Genomic DNA, 18,134 nt, shown 5'->3' on the forward strand with positions numbered 1-18,134 from the left:
ACAGTTAGACTCGGCGGCCATGTCCGATCAGGGCCCCACCGTCTTCAACGGACGCTACGAACTCCTGCGCCACATCGCCCGTGGCGGCATGGCCGACGTCTATCTGGCCAGGGATGATCTGCTCGATCGCGAGGTCGCGCTCAAGGTCCTCTTCCCCGAGTTCGCCAACGATCCGAACTTCGTCGAGCGCTTCCGCCGGGAGGCGCAGGCGGCCGCCAACCTCAACCACCCCAACATCGTGGGCATCTACGACTGGGGCCAGGAGCGCGGCACCTACTACATCGTGATGGAACACGTCTCGGGGCGGAGTATGAGCGACGTGCTCCGCTCGACCGGGCCGCTCCAGCCGGACCGGGCGGCCGAGATCGCGGCCGACGTCGCGGCCGCCCTCTCGACCGCGCACCAGGCCGGTCTCGTCCACCGCGACGTGAAGCTCGGCAACATCCTCGTGTCCGACGGCGGCGACGTGAAGGTCGCCGACTTCGGCATCGCCACCGCCCTCGCCGGCGGCACCGATGCGGGGCTCACCCAACACGGGTCCGTCATGGGCACCGCCACCTACTTCTCGCCTGAGCAGGCGCAGGGCAAGCAGGTCGACGGGCGCAGCGACCTCTACTCCCTCGGCGTCGTGCTCTACGAGATGCTCGCGGGCGTGCCGCCCTTCCAGGCGGAGACACCGGTCGCCGTCGCGTACAAGCACGTGCAGGAGAAGCCGGAGACGCTCCTCGACCGCGGCGTCAACGTCGCCAAGTCGCTCAACGCGATCACGATGAAGCTGCTGGCCAAGAACCCGGCCAACCGCTACCCGACCGCCGACGATCTCCGCAACGACCTCCGTCGCTATCTCGCCGGCGCCCACCAGGTGCCGGGGGGCGCGGCCGCGGCCGGTGCCGCCGCCGGCGCCGCGGCGGGCATTGCCGGTGCCGCCGTGGCCGGAGCGGATCCGGCCGGCGCGGCGACGCCGCCCGCCACCGATCCGAGCAACGTCGATCCCACCACGGTGCAGCCCGCCACCCCCGGCGCGGCGCTCCCCGCCGTCGTCCCCGCCTCGCAACCGGGCCCGGTGCTCGACCCCACCGCCCTCGCCGCCCACTACGCGGCCGACGGCTACTACGACGAGGAACCGCCCCGCGACGACTGGAAGCGCACCGCCGCGCTGCTGATCGGGCTCGGAGTGCTGATCTTCTTCCTCGGCTTCCTCACGATCGCCTTCGTGCGCGAACTCGGTCTGTTCGACGGCGGCGACGGTGACGACGGTCCGGCCGTGGTCGAGGATGTCGAGGTCCCGAACGTCGAGGACGAGCAGATCGACGAGGCGGAGCGCATCCTGCGTGACCTCGGTCTCGTGCCCGTGCAGACCCCGCAGACCAACGCCACGGTCCCCGTCGGCACGGTCTTCGACCAGCAGCCGGTCGCGGGGCAGATCGTGCCACCGGGCACCGAGGTGGAGCTGTTCGTCAGCACCGGCGCCGAGATCGTCGTGCCGTCGGTGATCAACATGACGCGTGACGAAGCCGTCGCCGCCCTCGCGGCGGAGGGCTACACCGCGGAGATCGACGATCTCCCGAGCGCACAGGACGTGGGGACGGTCTTCCGCCAGATCCCCGTCCCCGGCACGGCCCATCCGCTCGACGAGCCCGTCATCCTCCACGTCTCCACCGGCCCCGAGCGTGTCGTGATGCCCGACCTCGAAGGCCTGTCGCTGACCGCCGCGTTCCGCGAGCTGAGCGACGCGGGGCTCGATATCGAGGGCGACGCGATCCAGGAGCCGTCCGAGGAGATCGCCGAGACCCTCGTCACGCGTACGGATCCGCCGGCCGACAGCCTGGTGGACGTGGGCAGTCGCGTCGTCATCTATGTCTCGGATGGCGTGCCGACGGTGCCGGTGCCGCCGGTGATCGGCCTCTTCGCCGACACCGCCCTCGCCACGATCCGCAACGTGGGTCTGGAGCCCGTCACCGAGTTCCGCATCGTGCCGTTCGGTGATCCGCAGGTCGGCCTCGTGATCGATCAGACGCCGCCGAACTACGAAGAGGTGCCGATCGGTTCGGAGGTCGTGATCGTCGTGGGCGAGGCAGGGCCGGAGCCGACGACCACCACCACGACGACCACCACGACGACCACGTCGGAGCCGCCGCCGACGTCGACCGATCCGCCCTAGGCGCAGCGGGCGAGGAAGTTCTTCAGTAGATCGTGACCCGCGTTGGTGAGCACCGACTCGGGGTGGAACTGCACGCCCTCGACATCGAGCTCCCGGTGACGAACGCCCATCACCACGCCGTCGTCGGTCTCGGCGGTGATCTCCAGTACGGCCGGCATCGTCTCGCGGTCCACCACGAGTGAGTGGTAGCGGGTCGCCTCGAGCGGATTCGGGAGTCCGTGGAACACCCCGACGTCCTCGTGGCGGACGAACGACGTCTTGCCGTGCATCACCGCCGGCGCCCGGATCACGTCGCCGCCGAACGCCTGACCCATGCACTGCATCCCGAGGCACACCCCGAAGATCGGCGTCGTGCCCGCGAGCTCGTCGAGCACGGCCATGGACACGCCCGAGTCGTCCGGCGTGCCCGGCCCCGGTGAGATCAGGATCCCGTCGGGGTCGAGGGCGCGGATGCCGTCGATGTCGATCTCGTCGTGGCGGTACACGACCGGCGTCGCCCCCAGCTCCCCGAGGTACTGCACGAGGATGTAGACGAACGAGTCGTAGTTGTCGATGACCAGAATCGTCGGCGAGTCGCTCACAGAACCGACGCTACCGCCGTTCTGGGTGAGCATTTGCACGGAATCCGCGCCCCCGTTCACCCAGAACGGGGTTTTTGGGACACGGTGTCGGCGATCTCCGCCTGGTGGGCGAGCTCACTCTCGAGGACGTTGGACTCGCCGTTCTCGATGGCTTCGAGGACGTGCATGGCGATGTCGGCCACGCGGACCTCGTCGTCCTCCTTGCCGGCGGCCTTCACGCCGTCGTCCATCATCACGTAGCAGAACGGGCAGGCCGTGGCGACGCGGTCGGCGCCGGTGTCGACCAGCTCCTGGGCTCGGACGTCGTTGACCTTCTGGCCGATGTCCTCCTCCATCCACATGCGAGCACCGCCGGCGCCGCAACACATGCCCTTCGTGCCGTTGCGCTCGGCTTCGACGATCTCGATGCCGCCCAGCTTGCCGAGCACCTTGCGGGGCGCCATGTAGACGTCGTTGTGGCGACCGAGGTAGCAGCTGTCGTGGTAGACGACGCGCTCCTCGAGCTCGGCGCCGTCGAGGTCGAGACGCCCCTGGTCCACCAGCCACTCCAGGAACTGCGAGTGGTGCACGACCTCGTAGTGGCCGCCGAGCTGGGGGTACTCGTTGGCGAGCGTGTTGAAGCAGTGGGGGCACTGGGTGACGATCTTCTTGACGCCCATGTTGTTGAGCGTCTCGATGTTCTGCGACGCCAGCATCTGGAAGAGGTACTCGTTGCCGGAGCGGCGAGCGGAGTCACCGGTGCAGTTCTCGGCCGGGCCGAGGATCGCGAAGTCGACGTCGGCCCGCTGCATCAGCTTGGCCATCGCCTGGGTGACCTTCTTGTTCTTGTCGTCGAACGACCCCGCGCAGCCGACCCAGTAGAGGTACTCGGCCTCGATCGGGTCGGAGCCGTCGATGACGTTGATGCCCTCGACGCCGGCGGTCCAGTCGGCCCGCTCGCTCTGGGACATGCCCCACGGGTTGGCGGAGTTCTCCATCGAGCGGAAGGCCTGACCGAGCTCGGTCGGGAAGTCCGACTCCATGAGCGTCAGGTAGCGCCGCATGTCGAGGATCTTGTCGAGGATCTCGATGTTGACCGGGCAGATCTCGTCGCACGCCTTGCACGACGTGCACGCCCACAGCTCGTCCTGGGTGACCCGGTCGAACATCCAGTTGGCGGGCACGGTGATGTCGTCATCCACGCCGAGCGGAGGCGACACCGCCGGGTCGCCGGTGCGGGCCATGACCTCGCCGGTCTTGAGGACGATCTCGCGCGGGTCGAGCGGCTTGCCGGTGGCGTGGGCCGGGCACACCGAGGTGCAGCGGCCGCACATGGTGCAGGCGTCGGTGTCGAGCAGCTGCTTCCAGGTGAAGTCCTCGATGACCGAGGCGCCGAAGGTCTCGAGCTCCGTGTCGCCCTCGACGAGGTTCGGCATCGGCTTCATCGCGCCCTTGGGCCGGTCCTTGTCCTTCAAGTACATGTTGAGCGGCGACGTGAACATGTGGCGCAGCATCGTGGTCGGCAGGATCACGAGGAACGCCATGAAGCTGACGACGTGGGCGATCCACCAGGCCTGGTGCCAGCCGGCGACGTTGTCCCATCCGTCGACCAGATCGGCGAGCGGGTAGCCGATGAACGACCACTTCTCGAAGTCCGGCAGCTCGCCGGCGGCCTGACCCTGCTCGGCGATGCGGAACATCTCGGCGCCGAAGCCGGTGACGGCGATAGCGAAGAACACGCCGAGGATCACCATGTGCTCGGGCTTGCTCTTGATGCGGATGCGGTAGGGGCGCCAGTTCCACGGGCCGTAGCGGCGGACGATCGCCCACACGATGCCGACCAGGAAGATGAGCCCGGCCGCGTCCCCGACGAACGCGTAGGCGCGGTACACGTCGCCGTGGAGGAACTTCGCGCTCTCCGGCAGCTGATGGTTCACCTCGAGGACCGTGGTGACCGCCAGCAGGATCAGGAACCCGAAGTAGATCATCGAGTGCATGATCCCGGCACCCGGTTCGCGCAACAGCGTCTTCATGTAGACGCCCGCCCGGAAGTCGCCGGCCCGACGCTTGACGTTCTTCAGTGTCGTGCGCCGATTGTCCGGCCGACCCCGCTGCCAGTTCTTGACGCGGTTCGCGAACATCACGGCCCCGTAGACGAGGAGCAGCGGCACGACCGTGTAGAAGGCCACCTTGAAGGCGGTCGGGACGTTGCCGAACACCTCGCGTTGGACCTCGCTGTCGTCGTGCCAGTCGACCACGACCGACGAGAAGACGCCCGATGCGACGGTGAAGAGTGCGATCCCGACGCCGAGCGCGATGACGAGCTGATGGGGCTTGATGCGCGATTTCATGGCGCCGCAAAGATACCTCTCCCCTGGAAGCGGCGACGTATCCGGTCGCCGGACCGTGTCGGTGAGGTTCACATCGGCGAAACATTCGTGAAATCGGCGACTGCCACCGTGGTCGCCATGGACATCACGCTGATCCGATGGCCGACCGAAGCGTCGCGGCTCCCCGACCTCCGTGACTCGCAGATCCCGCGACTCCTGCTCGTCGACGGTGACGTCGATCCGCCGCTCGTGGTCGATGAACTCGAGGACTGGATACGGGTCCCGGCACCGGAGCAGGACCTGCGGGCGCGGGTTGAGGGTCTGAGCCGTCGGGCCGCCACCGCTGGCCGGTGTGTACCGGAGATCGACGAACACGGCGTGGTGAGGTTCCGCAACGAGCACACCGCGGTTCCCCCGGTGGAGGCCCGCCTCGCCGCGGTACTGATCGACCACTTCGGCGCCGTCGTCAGCCGTGAGGACCTGACCGAGGCCGGCTGGCCCGGCGGACACTCGAACCGCAACGCCCTGGACGTCCACGTGCTCCGTCTGCGCCGTCGCCTCGACGAGGCCGGACTCTCGATCCGCACGGTGCGATCGCGCGGGTACCTGCTCGAACCCGCCGGTGGCTGACCGTCGTCAGATTCGGGTCAGGTACCTGACGCAACCTCGACACGCGACGGTTCGCAACAGGTAACACCTGGCGAACAAGCCGGTAACCCGGCGTCCGTAACTTCCCCTTCGACCGCTGTCAGGAAGGGAAAAGACCGATGCGGATGGAGTACAGAAAACGAGCACTTGTGGGGGGAACCCTCGCAGTTGCGACAGTCCTGTGGGCCGGACCAGCCGGCGCGCAGGACGAGTTGACACTCGAAGGCGTCGCCGACTCGGCTGGGGTGACCCAGGCGATCATGGACAACCTCTGGTTGGTCGTGGCCGGCGCCCTGGTGTTCCTCATGCAGGCCGGCTTCGCGTTCGTCGAAGCCGGACTCACCCGAGCCAAGAACATCGCCAACATCATGGCGAAGAACCTCGCCGACATGGCGATCGGCGCGATCGCCTTCTTCATCATCGGCTGGACGATCGCCTACGGGTCGAGCGACAGCAACTGGTGGGGTGGCCTCAACGACTTGTTCTTCAAGGACTCGAGTGACCCGAGCGTGTTGTTCGATCTGTCCGCGGGCGTGACCCCGGCGACGAACTTCTTCTTCCAGGTCGTCTTCGCCGCCACCGCCGTCACCATCGCCTCCGGCGCGATGGCGGAGCGCACGAAGTTCACCGCCTACCTGCTGTTCTCCGCCTGCATGACGGCGATCATCTACCCGATCGTCGTGGCCTGGACGTGGGGCGGCGGCATCATCGCCCAGATCAACATCGGTGACCACGTGTACTCGGACTTCGCCGGTTCCTCGATCGTCCACCTCACCGGTGGCGTCGCCGCCCTGGTCGGTGCCTGGAAGCTCGGGCCCCGCCTCGGCAAGTACGGACCCGACGGCAAGCCCCGTGCCCTCCCCGGTCACAACATCGGCTTCGCCGTGATCGGCGTGTTCATCCTGTGGTTCGGCTGGTTCGGCTTCAACGCCGGTTCGGAGCTCGTCGCCGACGGCCTGCTCTCGTTCCTCGCCATGAACACGCTGCTCGCTGCGGCTGCCGGTGTGCTCGGTGCGGCGCTCATCGTCTACCTGAAGACGGGTATCGCCGACGTCGCAATGGCCGGCAACGGTGCGCTCGCCGGTCTCGTGTCCATCACGGCTCCGGTCGGCACCGTCGAACCGTGGGCGGCGCTCGTCATCGGCTTCATCGGCGGCATGATCGTCGTGTTCGCCGTGCTCGGCTTCGACAAGATCCGCATCGACGACCCGGTCGGCGCCATCGCCGTCCACGGCGTGTGCGGCATCTGGGGCACGCTGTCGATCGGCCTGTTCGCCAAGTACGACGACGCCTTCCTCAGCGGCGGTGGCCTCACCGAGGACTACGGCCTCTTCTACGGCGGCGGCATCGAGCAGCTCGCCGTGCAGGCGCTGATGGTGCTCATCGTCGTCGCCTGGGTCGGCATCGCCTCGCTCATCGTCTTCACGCTGATCGAGAAGACGGTCGGCCTGCGGGTCGACGAAGAGGAAGAGGTCGCCGGCCTCGACGTCGCCGAGCACGGCTCCGCCGGCTACGGCCTCGAGACCGTCGGTCTCAGCTAACCCCCCGATCCCCCAAGCACCTGCGAACTGGCGTGCGCCCTGCCCGGAATCCGGGCAGGGCGCACGCCACTTCCGGTGATGGGGAGGCGTGTCACACCCTCGCGAGAGCCTGTCGACATGCCGAACGATGTCGACCGACTGATCACGGACCTGGCGAGAACACAGCACGGGCTGGTATCTCGGGCGCAGCTGCGGAGACTCGGCATTCGAAGCGACGCCGTCCGCGGTCGTGTTGGTTCGCATCGACTCGAGCTCGTCACCGACCGTGTCCTGCGGATCGCAGGTGCCCCGGTCACCGAGCAGAGCCGCCTCATGTCGGCGGTCCTCGATGCCGGACGGGACGCCGTCGTCTCCCACGAGTCAGCAGCCGCCGTGTGGCGGTTACCCGGCTTTCGAACGGACCTGATCACCGTCACCTGTCAGCGAGGCCGGGCTCGCCACGACGTCGAACATCTCGCCACGCTCCACGAACCGCGGCGCTACTCGACGGCGCACGTCCGCCATGTCAACGAGGTTCCGGTCACGACCCCGAGCCGGACGCTGTTCGATCTGGCAGGCACGAAACGAGTCGGCGCCAACCGCCTGGGCCGCCTCGTCGACTCCGCATGGTCCCGGCTGCTGGTCTCCCATGCGTCGTTGACGCGAGTCCTCGAGGAGGTCGGAGGGCGAGGAAAGGCAGGCACGACGCTGATGCGCGAGGTGTTGCGGCCGCGCGGTACCGACTACCGTCCGCCCGGGTCGTCACTCGAGGCCCGCTTCGAGGAGATCGCGGCCGGCTGCGGGTTCATCGGGCTCGAGCGGCAGGTCGATGTCGGTGCCGATGACGGATGGATCGGCCGCATCGACTTCCTGCATCGCCCGATGGGAATCGTCTTCGAGATCGGCGACGCCCTGTTCCACGGCTCCCTGACGGACCGCGCGCACGACGAGGTGCGGTGGGGCAGGCTCCGTCAGGCGGGACTGACCGTCGTTTCCGTCGATGGCTTCGAGATCTTCCATCGACGCCGGGACCTCGAGGACCGCCTCCGTCGCCTTCGCCCCGCCCACCTCCCCGAAGTGGCGTAGCCATCACCCAAGGTTCGGGCGATGTGCACGCCACTTGCGGATTGGGGTGTCCTCCCCTTCGAACTGGCGTGTGCGGCAACGGAAGTCCAGTTGATGTGCACGCCAGTTCGGTCGGGTGGGTGGGTGGGTGGGTGGGGTTGGGTGGTCTGGGAACTCAGTGGCCGCCGGCTTGGGCGGCGACCTCGGCGGCGCCGGCGGCGGCGGCTTCGGGGTCCATGGCCCGTTCGAGCGGGTGCTTGGCCTCGACGGGGCGCATGTCGGGGCCGAGGACGTAGTGCAGGGGCATGCCGGTGGGGATGTTGAGTTCGGCGATCTCGTCGTCGGGGATCGAGTCGAGGTGTTTGACGAGGGCCCGCAGCGAGTTGCCGTGGGCCGCGACCAGCACCGTCCTCCCGGCCCGGAGATCCGGGACGATCCCGTCGTACCAATAGGGCAGCATCCGCTCGACGACGTCCTTCAGACACTCCGTCCGGGGCACCAGCTCCGGCGGGAGATCCGCGTAGGCGGCCGACGTGTTCGGGTTGTACGGGTTGTCGTCGCTGATCGGTGGTGGCGCGGTGTCGTAGCTGCGGCGCCAGATGTGGAGTTGCTCGTCGCCGTGCTTCTCGCGTGTCTCGGCCTTGTCGAGCCCGGTCAGATCGCCGTAGTGCCGTTCGTTGAGACGCCAATGGCGGCGAACCGGGATCCAGCGCCGGTCGCACCCGGCGAGCATCAGCTCGGCCGTCTCGATCGCCCGTTGCTGCAGTGAGGTGTGGACCACGTCGGGGAGCAGGTCGGCCTCGACGAGCATCGGCCCCGCGGCGCGGGCCTCCTCACGCCCCTTCTCGATCAGCGGGCAGTCGTACCAGCCGGTGAAGAGGTTCAGCTCGTTCCATTCCGAGCGACCGTGGCGGACGAGGATCAGGTGGTACATGGTCGGAAGGGTACCCCTCCGGCCGTTGCGGCTAGAAAGGCGGGGTGACGACCCTGCTCCGGCGCCTGCTGCCCCCGCTCCTCGCCCTCGCGCTCGTGGCCGCGGCGTGCGGCTCCGGCGACGGCGAGACGTCCTCGACGACCACCACCACGACCACCACACTCTCGACGAGCACCACGTCACGGTCGACGACATCGTCGACGACGACCAGCACGTCGACATCGACGACGACCACCACGACCACCACGACCACGACGACCACCACGGTTCCCCCGGCCCCCACCGAAGAGGGACTGGCGCTGGCGTCGATCTTCGAGGTGACCGAGACTCTGCTCGGCGAGCTGTCGACGGCGACGACCGTCGCCGAGATCGAAGCGGCGTTCCGGAGCCTGTCCGACCGTTTCGCGGCGATCCCCGACACCGGCGCCCCGGATGCGATCCGTGACGGCTATATCGTCGCCCTGGACGCATGGGCCGATCTCTACGTCGAGTACCAGTCGACCCTCGAGTCGCCGAATCCGTCGCCCAGTGACGTCGATGCCTTCGGGCAGGAGAACCTCGCCATCACCGAGTCGGTGTCGCTCGTGGACGCCCAGCTCTTCGAGCAGCTCGATGTGGTCCTGCGGGCGCGCGGCACCGAGGGTGCTGTGTATCTCGCCGACCTGCTCGACCCGGTCGGGGACTACTCGGCGGTCTTCCTGACGCTGATCGAGCTGGACAACCTCCGTCCGTCCCAGCAGATCGCGGCGTGGGGCGATCTCGTCGACGAGACGGGCCGCATCCGAGTGGTCATCGAGGGGCTCTCGCCCACGCCGCGACTCGAGGAGTTGCACGAACGCCAGGTCGACCTGATGGCCGACACCGAGGCGCTGTTCCAGGAGTTCCTCGATCTCATGGTCGCCGGCGACGAGCCGGGCGCCTCCCTGTTCCTCGCGCTCGGCGCGATCGAGCGGGACGGACTGGCCCTGCGCGAGGAACGAAGCGCCGCCGTGACCGAAGAACTCCGAGGAGAGTCCGACTGATGGGATTCAAGACCTTCACCGACAAGATCGTCGTCGTCACCGGGGCGGGGTCCGGAATGGGCCGCGCCTACGCCCAGGAGTTCGAGCAGGTCGGCGCGAAGCTCGCCCTGTGCGACATCGACGCGGCCGGCCTCGACGAGACGATGGCGACGCTCGCGCGGCCGAGTGCCGATCGCGTCCTCGCCGCGACGGTCGACGTGGCGGACGAGCAGGCCATGCGGGAGTTCGCGGACGCCTCGCGGGGCGCGCTGGGCAACGCCAACATCGTGCTCAACAACGCCGGCATCGCGGGCGGCATGGTGCCGGGCGCCGAGATGTCCGTGAAGGATCACGAGCGGGTCTTCGCCGTCAACTACTACGGCGTCGTCCACGGCACGCTCGCCTTCATGCCCCAGCTGGAGGCCGTGGCGGACGCGGCGCTCGTGAACGTGTCGAGCATCTTCGGGATGATCGGCGCGCCGGGCAACGCCGACTATTGCGCGACGAAGTTCGCAGTCCGCGGCTACACCGAGGTGCTCATGGCGGAGCTGGCGAAGTCGCACATCCAGGTCCACCTCGTGCATCCCGGTGGCATCGACACGAACATCGTGAAGGGCACGACCGCCGAGGAGGACGCCAAGGATCTGCTGGTCACGCCGCCGAACGACATCGCCAAGAAGGTCATCGAGGGCATTCGGAAGAACAAGCGCCGAATCGTCTACGGCAAGGCGAGCCGGCCCGCCCAGTTCGTGTCGCATTTCATGCCCGTCGGCGTCGTCGCCCGGATGCTGCAACGGGGCGCCGACCGGGGTGTGAGCCTCGGTGGCGCCAAGAGCTCCGACTAGTCGTCGTCGAGGATCCGGCCGAATCCGAGGCCGTAGAACCCGCCCGGCAGCGCGCCGTCGACCGACGTGAGTCGGGCGACGACCCACTCGTCGGCCTCCGCGCGCTTGTCGTCGATCAGCGCGATCTCCACGTGCGTCAGTGTCTGGCCGGGGTCGAACTCGATCGTGCCGTGCTTCTCGATGACGACGTCCTCGCCGAGGGTCGCCCACCCGTCGCTGTCCACCGTCGCGGTGACCCACGTCGCCGTGACCGTGCGGTCGGCCGGGGACGACAGCTCGACCGGGATCCGCAGCGTGCCGTCGCTCTCGTCGGCCTCGGCCCATGCCGGCGCAACGCGCGGCGTCGGCCCGTCCGGACACGGCTCGATGGCGCCGAGTTCGGGATGCACGACCGGGATCGGCGGATCCTGGGGTGGCGTGCCGGGAGGCTCGGGCACTGCTGTGATCACCCAGATGAGCGCGAGCCGGGGCGGTTGCTCGCCTGGGCAGATGCCGGTGGGCTCGCCGTGGCTCTCGTTGCCGACCATCCGCAGCCCGTCGTAGCCGTGGATCCAGCGGTACGGGTCGTCGTTGCCGGCGATCATCGCCCGGTTCGCTTCGATGACCGTGTCGCGCACGGGGTGGTCGAGCACGGCGGTCCGGTACTCCGTGCCGACGATGATCGCGTGGTGGGTCGGGTCGTCCGCCTCGAAGGTGTTGCCGATCACCTGCGTGCCGTCGTCCTCGATGCGCACGCCGTAGGTCACGTCGATGAAGTGGTTGTCGACGATGGTGTTGTCGGCGGCGTAGTCCAGCGTGATCCGCGTGAGGCCCGACTCGACGTAGGCCGGCTTGGTGCACTCCATCGGCAGGGTGTTCTCGGACATCCGTTGGCCGACCCACACCCCGTTGAGCCCGCCGACGAAGGTGTTGGCCTCGATGCGGTTGCGGTCCGACGGCCACCGCCGGTCGAACCACACGCCCGAATCCGGGAACTCGCCACAGTTCGTGTAGAGCAGGATCCCACCGTGGCTGTTTCCCTCGAAGTGGTTGCCGACGACGACGTTCTCGTAGCTGCCGTCGATGGCCACGCCCTCGCGGCCGGCCCCCCAGAACCGCCATGTGGTGCCGGCGAACTCCGTCAGCTGGCCGCCCGGTCCGTTCTCGCGGAACCCGTTGTCGAGCAGTTGATTGTGTTCGACCGTTGACCGGCGGCTGCCCGTCTCCAGATAGATGCCGGCGCTGCCGGCCCGTTGCACCACGCTGTTGCGGATCGTCGCATCGCTGACGTAGCCGTCGATGAAGATCCCGACACCGCGCGAGTCGCGGAACTCGCTGTGTTCGATGACCACTCCGGTCAGGCCGTTCTCGTACTCGACGCCCGGCTCGAGTAGCCGGAACCCGTCCCGGGTCACCCGCAGGCTGTTGAGGAATCCCTCGACGCGACAATTGCGAACGGTGACGCCCACCAGCGCGGTGTCGATCGGTGTGGAGATCTCGATGCCGCGGCCGCCACCGGTCTTGCGGATCGTGGCGCCGCGACAGTCGAGGACGACATCCGACGTGTTGATCTCGAATCCCGCGGTCCAGTCGCACGACGCATCGAGGTGGGTCGACGCCGTGAGGACCACGCGATCGGCCGCTCGTTCACAGCCGAGCAGGGCCGAGCCGGGCTCCACCGGCGGCAGCGTGTCGGGCACACCCGCCGTCGGCGCGCCGTCCGGTGGTGACCCGCTGACGGCTCCCCCGGCCGGCCCGGTGAGCAGGAGTGCGCCGGTGGCGCACACCGCCGCGATCAGTCCCAAGCAACGCTTTCGCCCCATGGCCGTCGAGTATGGAGGGGCTTCCGGCGGATCGCCAGACGGGCCGGCCGGACAGTCCCAGCCGTGCCGCCGTCAGCTGCCCGCCAGGCGTCGCTCCAGCATCGCGGTGAGCTCGTCGACGGGACCGCCGACCTCCTCCAGCATCTCGTGGCACTGCTGCATGGCGCGGAACGCGGCGGCGCGATCGCCCCGCTGGAGGTGTCCGGCGATCAGGGATCGATGGGCCGGTTCGGACCAGGGTTCGACCTGCACCAGCCGGCTCGCCAGCGCGATCGCGTCATCGGCGCGGTCGTGCGCCAGCATCAGTTCGGCTGCCCGCACCGACGCCCGCACGAAGCGCACATGCAGGCGCTGGCGCTCGAGATGGAGCCACTCCCCCTCGAGGACGCCGGCGAGGAGATCGCCGCGGTAGAGGTCGATGGCCTCGCTCAGACAGTCGAGGGCGAGGCTCGGGGCGCCGTCCTCCTCGAGCTGGGCGGCCTCGTCGAGGAGAGAATCGAAACGCCAGACATCGACCTCCAGCCGGTCGTGGCCGGCGAGGCGGACCCGGCTCGAATCGGCTCGGACGAAATACGCGGCGTCACCACCGGCCCGCCCTTCCTCCAGCACACCGAGCAGCAGATTGAGGGTCGAACGCAGGCTGCGGCGGGCCGCATCCTCGTTCGCGTCGGGCCAGAGGGCGGCCATGATCGCGTCCCGGGTGGCGTCGGGATGGACGACCAGATAGCCGAGCAGGGAACGGACCCGTTCGCGGCGCCAGTCGTCGTGGTCGCTCTCGACGCCGCCGATCTCCAGTCGCTCGGCCCCGAGCAGCCGGAGCGTGCGGCTCGCCGTGGGCGGCAGCGGCACGGAGGCCAGGATCTCCTTGGCGGCCGCCGCGACGTCCGGGTGCGGATGCTCGGTCCAGTCCCGGAACCGCTCGCGAGCCGGGTCGCCGATCACCTCCAGCAGCCAGTCGGCGGTGGGCTTCGCCTCGGGTCGGCCCGCCGCCCACCCGGCGCAGACGAACTCGCAGCTCGTGCGCAGGAAGAGCGAGGACAGGACCATGCCGGGGTGCTCGGGCCAGGGGACGGCGCTCATCGCGTCGAGCGAACCCGTGGCGTCCATCTCCCCGAGCGCGAGCCCGGGCGCCGTGTCGCGATCCGGCAGCGGGATGGTCAGACCGGCGAGGCGTTCGGGCAGATAGCGGGCGATGAGGGCACCGGACCCGTTGTACGAGAGTCGGGTGTTGCCCGCGAGGGGGAGCCGATCCAGCAGATCGGCGAGCATCTCGCTCGCCCGCTTCGTGTCGCCGCGTTCGTGCACGATCAGCAGCTCGGGCAGGCCGAGGGTGATCTCGACCTGGGCGGCGCCCCGTTCGCCGGCGAAGCGACTCGCGAGACGCCAGTGCTGCTCGCCCTCGTCGACCCGGCCGGCTCCGGCCAGGACGGCCGACATCCACGCGTGGCACAGGAACCGGGCGCGGTCCGAGCCGGACCGCGTCTGCCAGGCCTCGGGGTCGTCGAGGAGTTCCTCGATCCGGCCGGCTCGCCAGCGGGCCGCGATCGCGATGACCTCGGTGCCGCGGATGGCGCCGGCGCCGTCGAGATACCGGTCGGCGAGGGCGACGTCGCTCTCGCCCATGAGCTCGCGAGCCTGGTACTCGAGCCAGTCCGCGATCGCCCGGAAGCGACCGGTCATCGGCGCGGTCCGGGCCCGTCGGACGGCAGCGAGGATCGCCTCAGGGTCGCCCTGGGCGATGCCGGCGAACGCCTGGGTCACATCGGTGTAGGGGACGGCCGCCGCAACACCCTGATCCGCGAGCTCCTGCATCCGCTGCGCGACCCCGATCAGGTTGGCGGGGTCGCGCTGGATGTGGAACCAGAAGCCGACCTCGGCGAGCGCGTTCACGAGCCCGTCCCGCTCGCCGAGCGCTTCGTAGCCGTCGGCCGCCCGCCGGAACAGTTCGAGGCAGTGCTCGGTGGTCGGATCGATCGCCTGCTCGATCAGCCCCTCGATGTGTGCGGCGATCGGGTGTCGGCGGACGTCGTCGGGGGCCGCGGCGAGCCAGCGGCCGAGCACGTCGACATCCTCGACCTGACCGGCGGCCAGCGTCGCCCGCAGCGCCGCGAGCGCGAGGTCGCTCTGCCGGGCCCGGTTCGCGAGGTCGACGGCGCGACCGGGCTGGCCGGTGTCGAGGAGGTGCTGGATCGCGGCCCGCTGATGGCGATCGCGGGTCCGCTCGATCTCCTCGGCGGTGAAGACCTGGCGCCAGAGGGCGTGGGCCTCGTACCAACCGTCGCTGTGTTGGACCATCGGGAGTTCCCCGATCGCCCGGCCCGCGTCGATTCCCGTGAGGGTCGTGAGCAGCGTGTCGTCCGCACCGCCGAGCGCGACGACGAGGGCCAGGACTTCGCGCTGATCGGCGGTGAGCGTGGCGATGACCTCCTCGTTGAGGAACCGGTTGACGGCTCCCGATCGAAGGGCGAGGGCGACCAGGGCCGGCCAGCCACCGAGATCGTCGATCTCCTCGATTGCTCGTCCGCCGCGGCTGGCGAGCTCGACGAGCTCGCTGCGATCGAGGGTGAGGTCCTCCTCACCGAGGCGTTCGACCCGTCCCTGGGCGTCGAGGCGGGCGAGGCTGAGGGGCGGCTCGTGGCGGCCGGCGAGCAGCACGTGTCCGTTCGCCGGCAGGTCCGCGACGATCGCGGTGAGCACGTCGGCCCCACTCGACGCCTCCGGGATCTCGTGGACGTCGTCGAACACGAGACAGATCTGGGCGGGGCTCGCGGCGGCGACGGCTTCGGCGACGTCCTCGACGTCGCTGTCGGGCGGGAGGTCGAGCGACGCGGCCACCCCGCGCAACAGATGGGAGCCGTCCGCGTCGCCGGGCTCGCAGCCGATCCAGGCGTCGCGGCCGCGGGGGGCGAGGCGGTTCTGGTCGACGGCCTGGGCGAGGGCGGTCGTCTTGCCGAATCCGGCGCTCGCCCGCACGACCAGGACCCGCGCCTCGAAACGGGCGAGGAGCCGACGCAGCACGGCCGGCCGCAGAAGGGCGTCGGTGAGTTCCGGTGGTTGGGCGCGAAATGGCCGACTCATCCCGACATCCATGGGAGGGCGACGGTACCGCGCATGGGAGCGATGCTGCAGCGGTGCTGTCATCCGCGCGTCACCGATCACCCCTGTTCAGGGCGCCGATCAGCGTTCAGATCACGCGCGGTGGTCGGTTTTCGGAAACGACCGCGAAGAGCGGTTGTGACATCCGTCTCAGGGCTGGTAAGCCAAGGCCAGGAGAACGGGAGAGCGTATGACAGTGCGGAATGTCGAGGCCGAATGGCAGCTGAAGGCTGCCTGTCGGGGCCCTCAGGCGGCGGTGTTTTTCCCACCCGCCGCGCCGGAACGGCGAGACGAGAAACGGTTCCGCGAACGCAACGCCAAAGCGATCTGCGAGACCTGTTCGGTGCGCGAGCACTGTCTGTCCTACGCCCTCACGATCCGGGAGCAGCACGGGATCTGGGGCGGGCTCTCGGAGAGCGAGCGCCGCGAGTTGCTCACGGTCTGATCCTCAGACCTCTGGCAGACGGGGCCCGGCGATGCGCAGGTCGTCGCGCCGGCGGGTGATGCCGTTGTCGTCCAGCACCGTCACGAGCGGGATCGCGAACTTGCGTGAGGTCCCCCAGGCGTCGCGCATCTCCGCCACGGTCACGCCGTCGGGCGCCGCGGCGAGCAGGCCGGCGACCACCCGGGCGGCGGCGTCGATCGCCGAGCGGGCGAAGTAGACGCCGTCCTCCTCGACCACATCGCCGCGCCGCACCAGCTCGCGGAGCTCGGCTCGGTCGACCCCCGCCGGATCCGGTGGGTTGAACGGCGCCGCCTCGAGCTCGGCGAGGAACGAGTGGTCGGCGAGGGGGTCGGCGGCGTCGGCCACGCGCGCATGTCCGCCGTCGGTCTGCACACCGTCGAGGGTGTCGAGCACGGCCCGTTCGAACTCGTCGAGCGTCGCGATGTCGAGGCCCAACGGACCGGCGTCGTCCACCCGGGTGCGCAGGTCCGCCTGCGTCGTCGCGAGGCGGTCGGGGTCGACCGCCCAGCGGCCGATGTCGGGCTCGCGACGTTCGCCGGTGAGGCGGAAGAGATGGTCCACCTCGACGAGGCCCCGCTCGGCGATCACCCGGTCGACGGACCGATCGGGTACCGCCGACGCCGCGGCGACGAGCGGGTCGACGTCCAGGATCTCGCCGCCGCCGAGGGTCTCCCCCCGGCCGGACTCGCGGAGGATGAAGCGATCGCCGGGGAGCAGCGGAAGCCCGACGGGGAGGTGGATGCGCACGGCCCCGGTGGCCCCGGGCGCGATCTCGCGGGGGCCGAGCACCCGCACGCGCGCCGGATGTTCGCCCGAGCCGATGTAGGCCACGTGGGCGCCCCGCCGGGTGACGGCGTGGTCCAGCGCGTCGAGCACCTGGAGCCGACCATCCACGCGGGAGGTGACGTGCCACTCGCCGTCGCGCACGAGCACGTCGCCCCGCCCGAGCTGATCGTGGCTCACGCCGGTGAGGTTCACGGCGACCCGGTTGCCGGGCCCGACCTTCGTCCGTTCGGCATGAAGACTCTGGAGGGCGCGGACCCGCACCCCGTGACGTTGGGGCAGCACGAGCAGTTCGTCGTCGACGCGGATCATGCCGCCGGTGAGCGTGCCGGTGACCACCGTGCCGGAACCCTTGGCGGCGAAGACACGATCGATCCAGAGCCGGGGACGCTTGTGGTCGGCTGCGGTCGGCGTGGTGTCGAGCAGGGCGTCGAGCGCGGCGCGGAGGTCGTCCACCCCGGTGCCGTCGAGGGCGTCGACCTCGACGATCGGCGCGTCCTCGAGGAAGGTGCCCGCCACGCGATCCGCGATCTCGAGCGCAGCCAGCTCACGGAGTTCGTCGTCCGCCAGACCCACCTTGGTGAGGGCGATGAGTCCGTGCTCGATCCCGAGCAACGACAGGATGCGGAGGTGTTCCTCGGATTGCGGCTTCCAGCCTTCGGTCGCCGCGACGACGAAGGCACAGGCGTCGACGCTGCCGACGCCGGCGAGCATGTTCTTCAGGAAGCGGACATGGCCGGGTACGTCGATGAACGCCACGCCCCGGCCGCTCGGGAGCTTGGCGGACGCGAAGCCGAGGTCGATCGTGAGCCCGCGTTCCTTCTCCTCGGCGAGGCGGTCGGGGTCGGTGCCGGTGAGGGCCTTGACGAGGGTGGACTTGCCGTGGTCGACGTGTCCGGCGGTGGCGACGACGTGCATCGGTG

General features: G+C 69.4%; 13 protein-coding genes. 7 read left to right on the plus strand and 6 right to left on the minus strand.

The window, feature by feature from the left end; all coding sequences use genetic code 11:
• The first annotated feature begins 19 nt into the window (after positions 1 to 19).
• A complete protein-coding gene (gene pknB, locus R8F63_18515; protein ID MDW3220605.1) occupies positions 20 to 2,161 on the plus strand; it encodes a Stk1 family PASTA domain-containing Ser/Thr kinase in 2,142 nt (713 codons plus the stop codon).
• On the opposite strand, the gene R8F63_18520 is transcribed toward pknB, so the two are convergent.
• On the minus strand, positions 2,158 to 2,742 hold the full coding sequence (locus tag R8F63_18520; protein MDW3220606.1) for an aminodeoxychorismate/anthranilate synthase component II: 585 nt from the start codon (positions 2,740 to 2,742) through the stop codon (positions 2,158 to 2,160). The genes pknB and R8F63_18520 overlap by 4 nt on opposite strands.
• Before the next feature lie 56 nt (positions 2,743 to 2,798).
• Positions 2,799 to 5,072, minus strand: coding sequence for a heterodisulfide reductase-related iron-sulfur binding cluster (locus tag R8F63_18525; GenBank protein MDW3220607.1), 2,274 nt, complete (start codon positions 5,070 to 5,072; stop codon positions 2,799 to 2,801).
• A 117-nt stretch (positions 5,073 to 5,189) separates the two neighbouring features.
• Here R8F63_18525 and R8F63_18530 point away from each other — a divergent pair, with 117 nt between their 5' ends.
• The 3 genes from R8F63_18530 (at position 5,190) to R8F63_18540 (ending at position 8,305) form a co-directional block, all read left to right on the plus strand.
• The gene (locus R8F63_18530) at positions 5,190 to 5,681 is read left to right on the plus strand and encodes a winged helix-turn-helix domain-containing protein (GenBank protein MDW3220608.1); all 492 of its coding nucleotides are present in this window, start codon (positions 5,190 to 5,192) and stop codon (positions 5,679 to 5,681) included.
• Between the two features lie 230 nt (positions 5,682 to 5,911).
• On the plus strand, positions 5,912 to 7,240 hold the full coding sequence (locus R8F63_18535) for an ammonium transporter (GenBank protein MDW3220609.1): 1,329 nt from the start codon (positions 5,912 to 5,914) through the stop codon (positions 7,238 to 7,240).
• Positions 7,241 to 7,357: 117 nt separating this feature from the next.
• Complete coding sequence (locus tag R8F63_18540; protein ID MDW3220610.1) at positions 7,358 to 8,305, plus strand: hypothetical protein; 948 nt, start codon at positions 7,358 to 7,360, stop codon at positions 8,303 to 8,305.
• A gap of 154 nt (positions 8,306 to 8,459) precedes the next feature.
• On the opposite strand, the gene R8F63_18545 is transcribed toward R8F63_18540, so the two are convergent.
• Positions 8,460 to 9,218: a phosphoglyceromutase gene (locus R8F63_18545; GenBank protein MDW3220611.1), complete on the minus strand. Its 759-nt coding sequence runs from the start codon at positions 9,216 to 9,218 to the stop codon at positions 8,460 to 8,462.
• 44 nt (positions 9,219 to 9,262) lie between these two features.
• Here R8F63_18545 and R8F63_18550 point away from each other — a divergent pair, with 44 nt between their 5' ends.
• Both R8F63_18550 and R8F63_18555 read left to right on the plus strand, forming a co-directional pair.
• Entirely contained in the window at positions 9,263 to 10,240 is a 978-nt protein-coding gene (locus R8F63_18550; GenBank protein ID MDW3220612.1) for a hypothetical protein, read from the plus strand.
• A complete protein-coding gene (locus R8F63_18555; protein MDW3220613.1) occupies positions 10,240 to 11,064 on the plus strand; it encodes an SDR family oxidoreductase in 825 nt (274 codons plus the stop codon). The genes R8F63_18550 and R8F63_18555 overlap by 1 nt, the downstream gene beginning before the upstream one ends.
• Here R8F63_18555 and R8F63_18560 read toward each other — a convergent pair.
• A complete protein-coding gene (locus tag R8F63_18560; GenBank protein ID MDW3220614.1) occupies positions 11,061 to 12,848 on the minus strand; it encodes a right-handed parallel beta-helix repeat-containing protein in 1,788 nt (595 codons plus the stop codon). The two genes, R8F63_18555 and R8F63_18560, sit on opposite strands and share 4 nt — an antisense overlap.
• 90 nt (positions 12,849 to 12,938) lie before the next feature.
• Positions 12,939 to 15,944 carry a BTAD domain-containing putative transcriptional regulator gene (locus tag R8F63_18565; GenBank protein MDW3220615.1) on the minus strand — a complete coding sequence of 1,002 codons (3,006 nt, stop codon included), beginning with the start codon at positions 15,942 to 15,944 and terminating at the stop codon, positions 12,939 to 12,941.
• A gap of 208 nt (positions 15,945 to 16,152) precedes the next feature.
• On the opposite strand from R8F63_18565, the gene R8F63_18570 reads away from it, so the two are divergent.
• Positions 16,153 to 16,407 (plus strand): WhiB family transcriptional regulator, encoded by a 255-nt coding sequence (locus tag R8F63_18570; GenBank protein MDW3220616.1) that lies wholly within the window; start codon positions 16,153 to 16,155, stop codon positions 16,405 to 16,407.
• A gap of 3 nt (positions 16,408 to 16,410) precedes the next feature.
• On the opposite strand, the gene selB is transcribed toward R8F63_18570, so the two are convergent.
• Positions 16,411 to 18,129 carry a selenocysteine-specific translation elongation factor gene (selB, locus tag R8F63_18575; GenBank protein MDW3220617.1) on the minus strand — a complete coding sequence of 573 codons (1,719 nt, stop codon included), beginning with the start codon at positions 18,127 to 18,129 and terminating at the stop codon, positions 16,411 to 16,413.
• Between the last annotated feature and the right edge of the window lie 5 nt (positions 18,130 to 18,134).

The sequence above is a fragment of the Acidimicrobiales bacterium genome, from assembly GCA_033344915.1.
Taxonomy (GTDB): Bacteria; Actinomycetota; Acidimicrobiia; order Acidimicrobiales; family Aldehydirespiratoraceae; genus JAJRXC01.

Coding starts and splice junctions, on each gene's coding strand:
- R8F63_18545 (MDW3220611.1), bottom strand. CDS start 9,218: ATGTACCACCTGATCCTCGTCCGCCACGGTCGCTCGGAATGGAACGAG.
- R8F63_18540 (MDW3220610.1), top strand. CDS start 7,358: ATGCCGAACGATGTCGACCGACTGATCACGGACCTGGCGAGAACACAG.
- R8F63_18565 (MDW3220615.1), bottom strand. CDS start 15,944: ATGAGTCGGCCATTTCGCGCCCAACCACCGGAACTCACCGACGCCCTT.
- selB (MDW3220617.1), bottom strand. CDS start 18,129: ATGCACGTCGTCGCCACCGCCGGACACGTCGACCACGGCAAGTCCACC.
- R8F63_18525 (MDW3220607.1), bottom strand. CDS start 5,072: ATGAAATCGCGCATCAAGCCCCATCAGCTCGTCATCGCGCTCGGCGTC.
- pknB (MDW3220605.1), top strand. CDS start 20: ATGTCCGATCAGGGCCCCACCGTCTTCAACGGACGCTACGAACTCCTG.
- R8F63_18530 (MDW3220608.1), top strand. CDS start 5,190: ATGGACATCACGCTGATCCGATGGCCGACCGAAGCGTCGCGGCTCCCC.
- R8F63_18570 (MDW3220616.1), top strand. CDS start 16,153: ATGACAGTGCGGAATGTCGAGGCCGAATGGCAGCTGAAGGCTGCCTGT.
- R8F63_18555 (MDW3220613.1), top strand. CDS start 10,240: ATGGGATTCAAGACCTTCACCGACAAGATCGTCGTCGTCACCGGGGCG.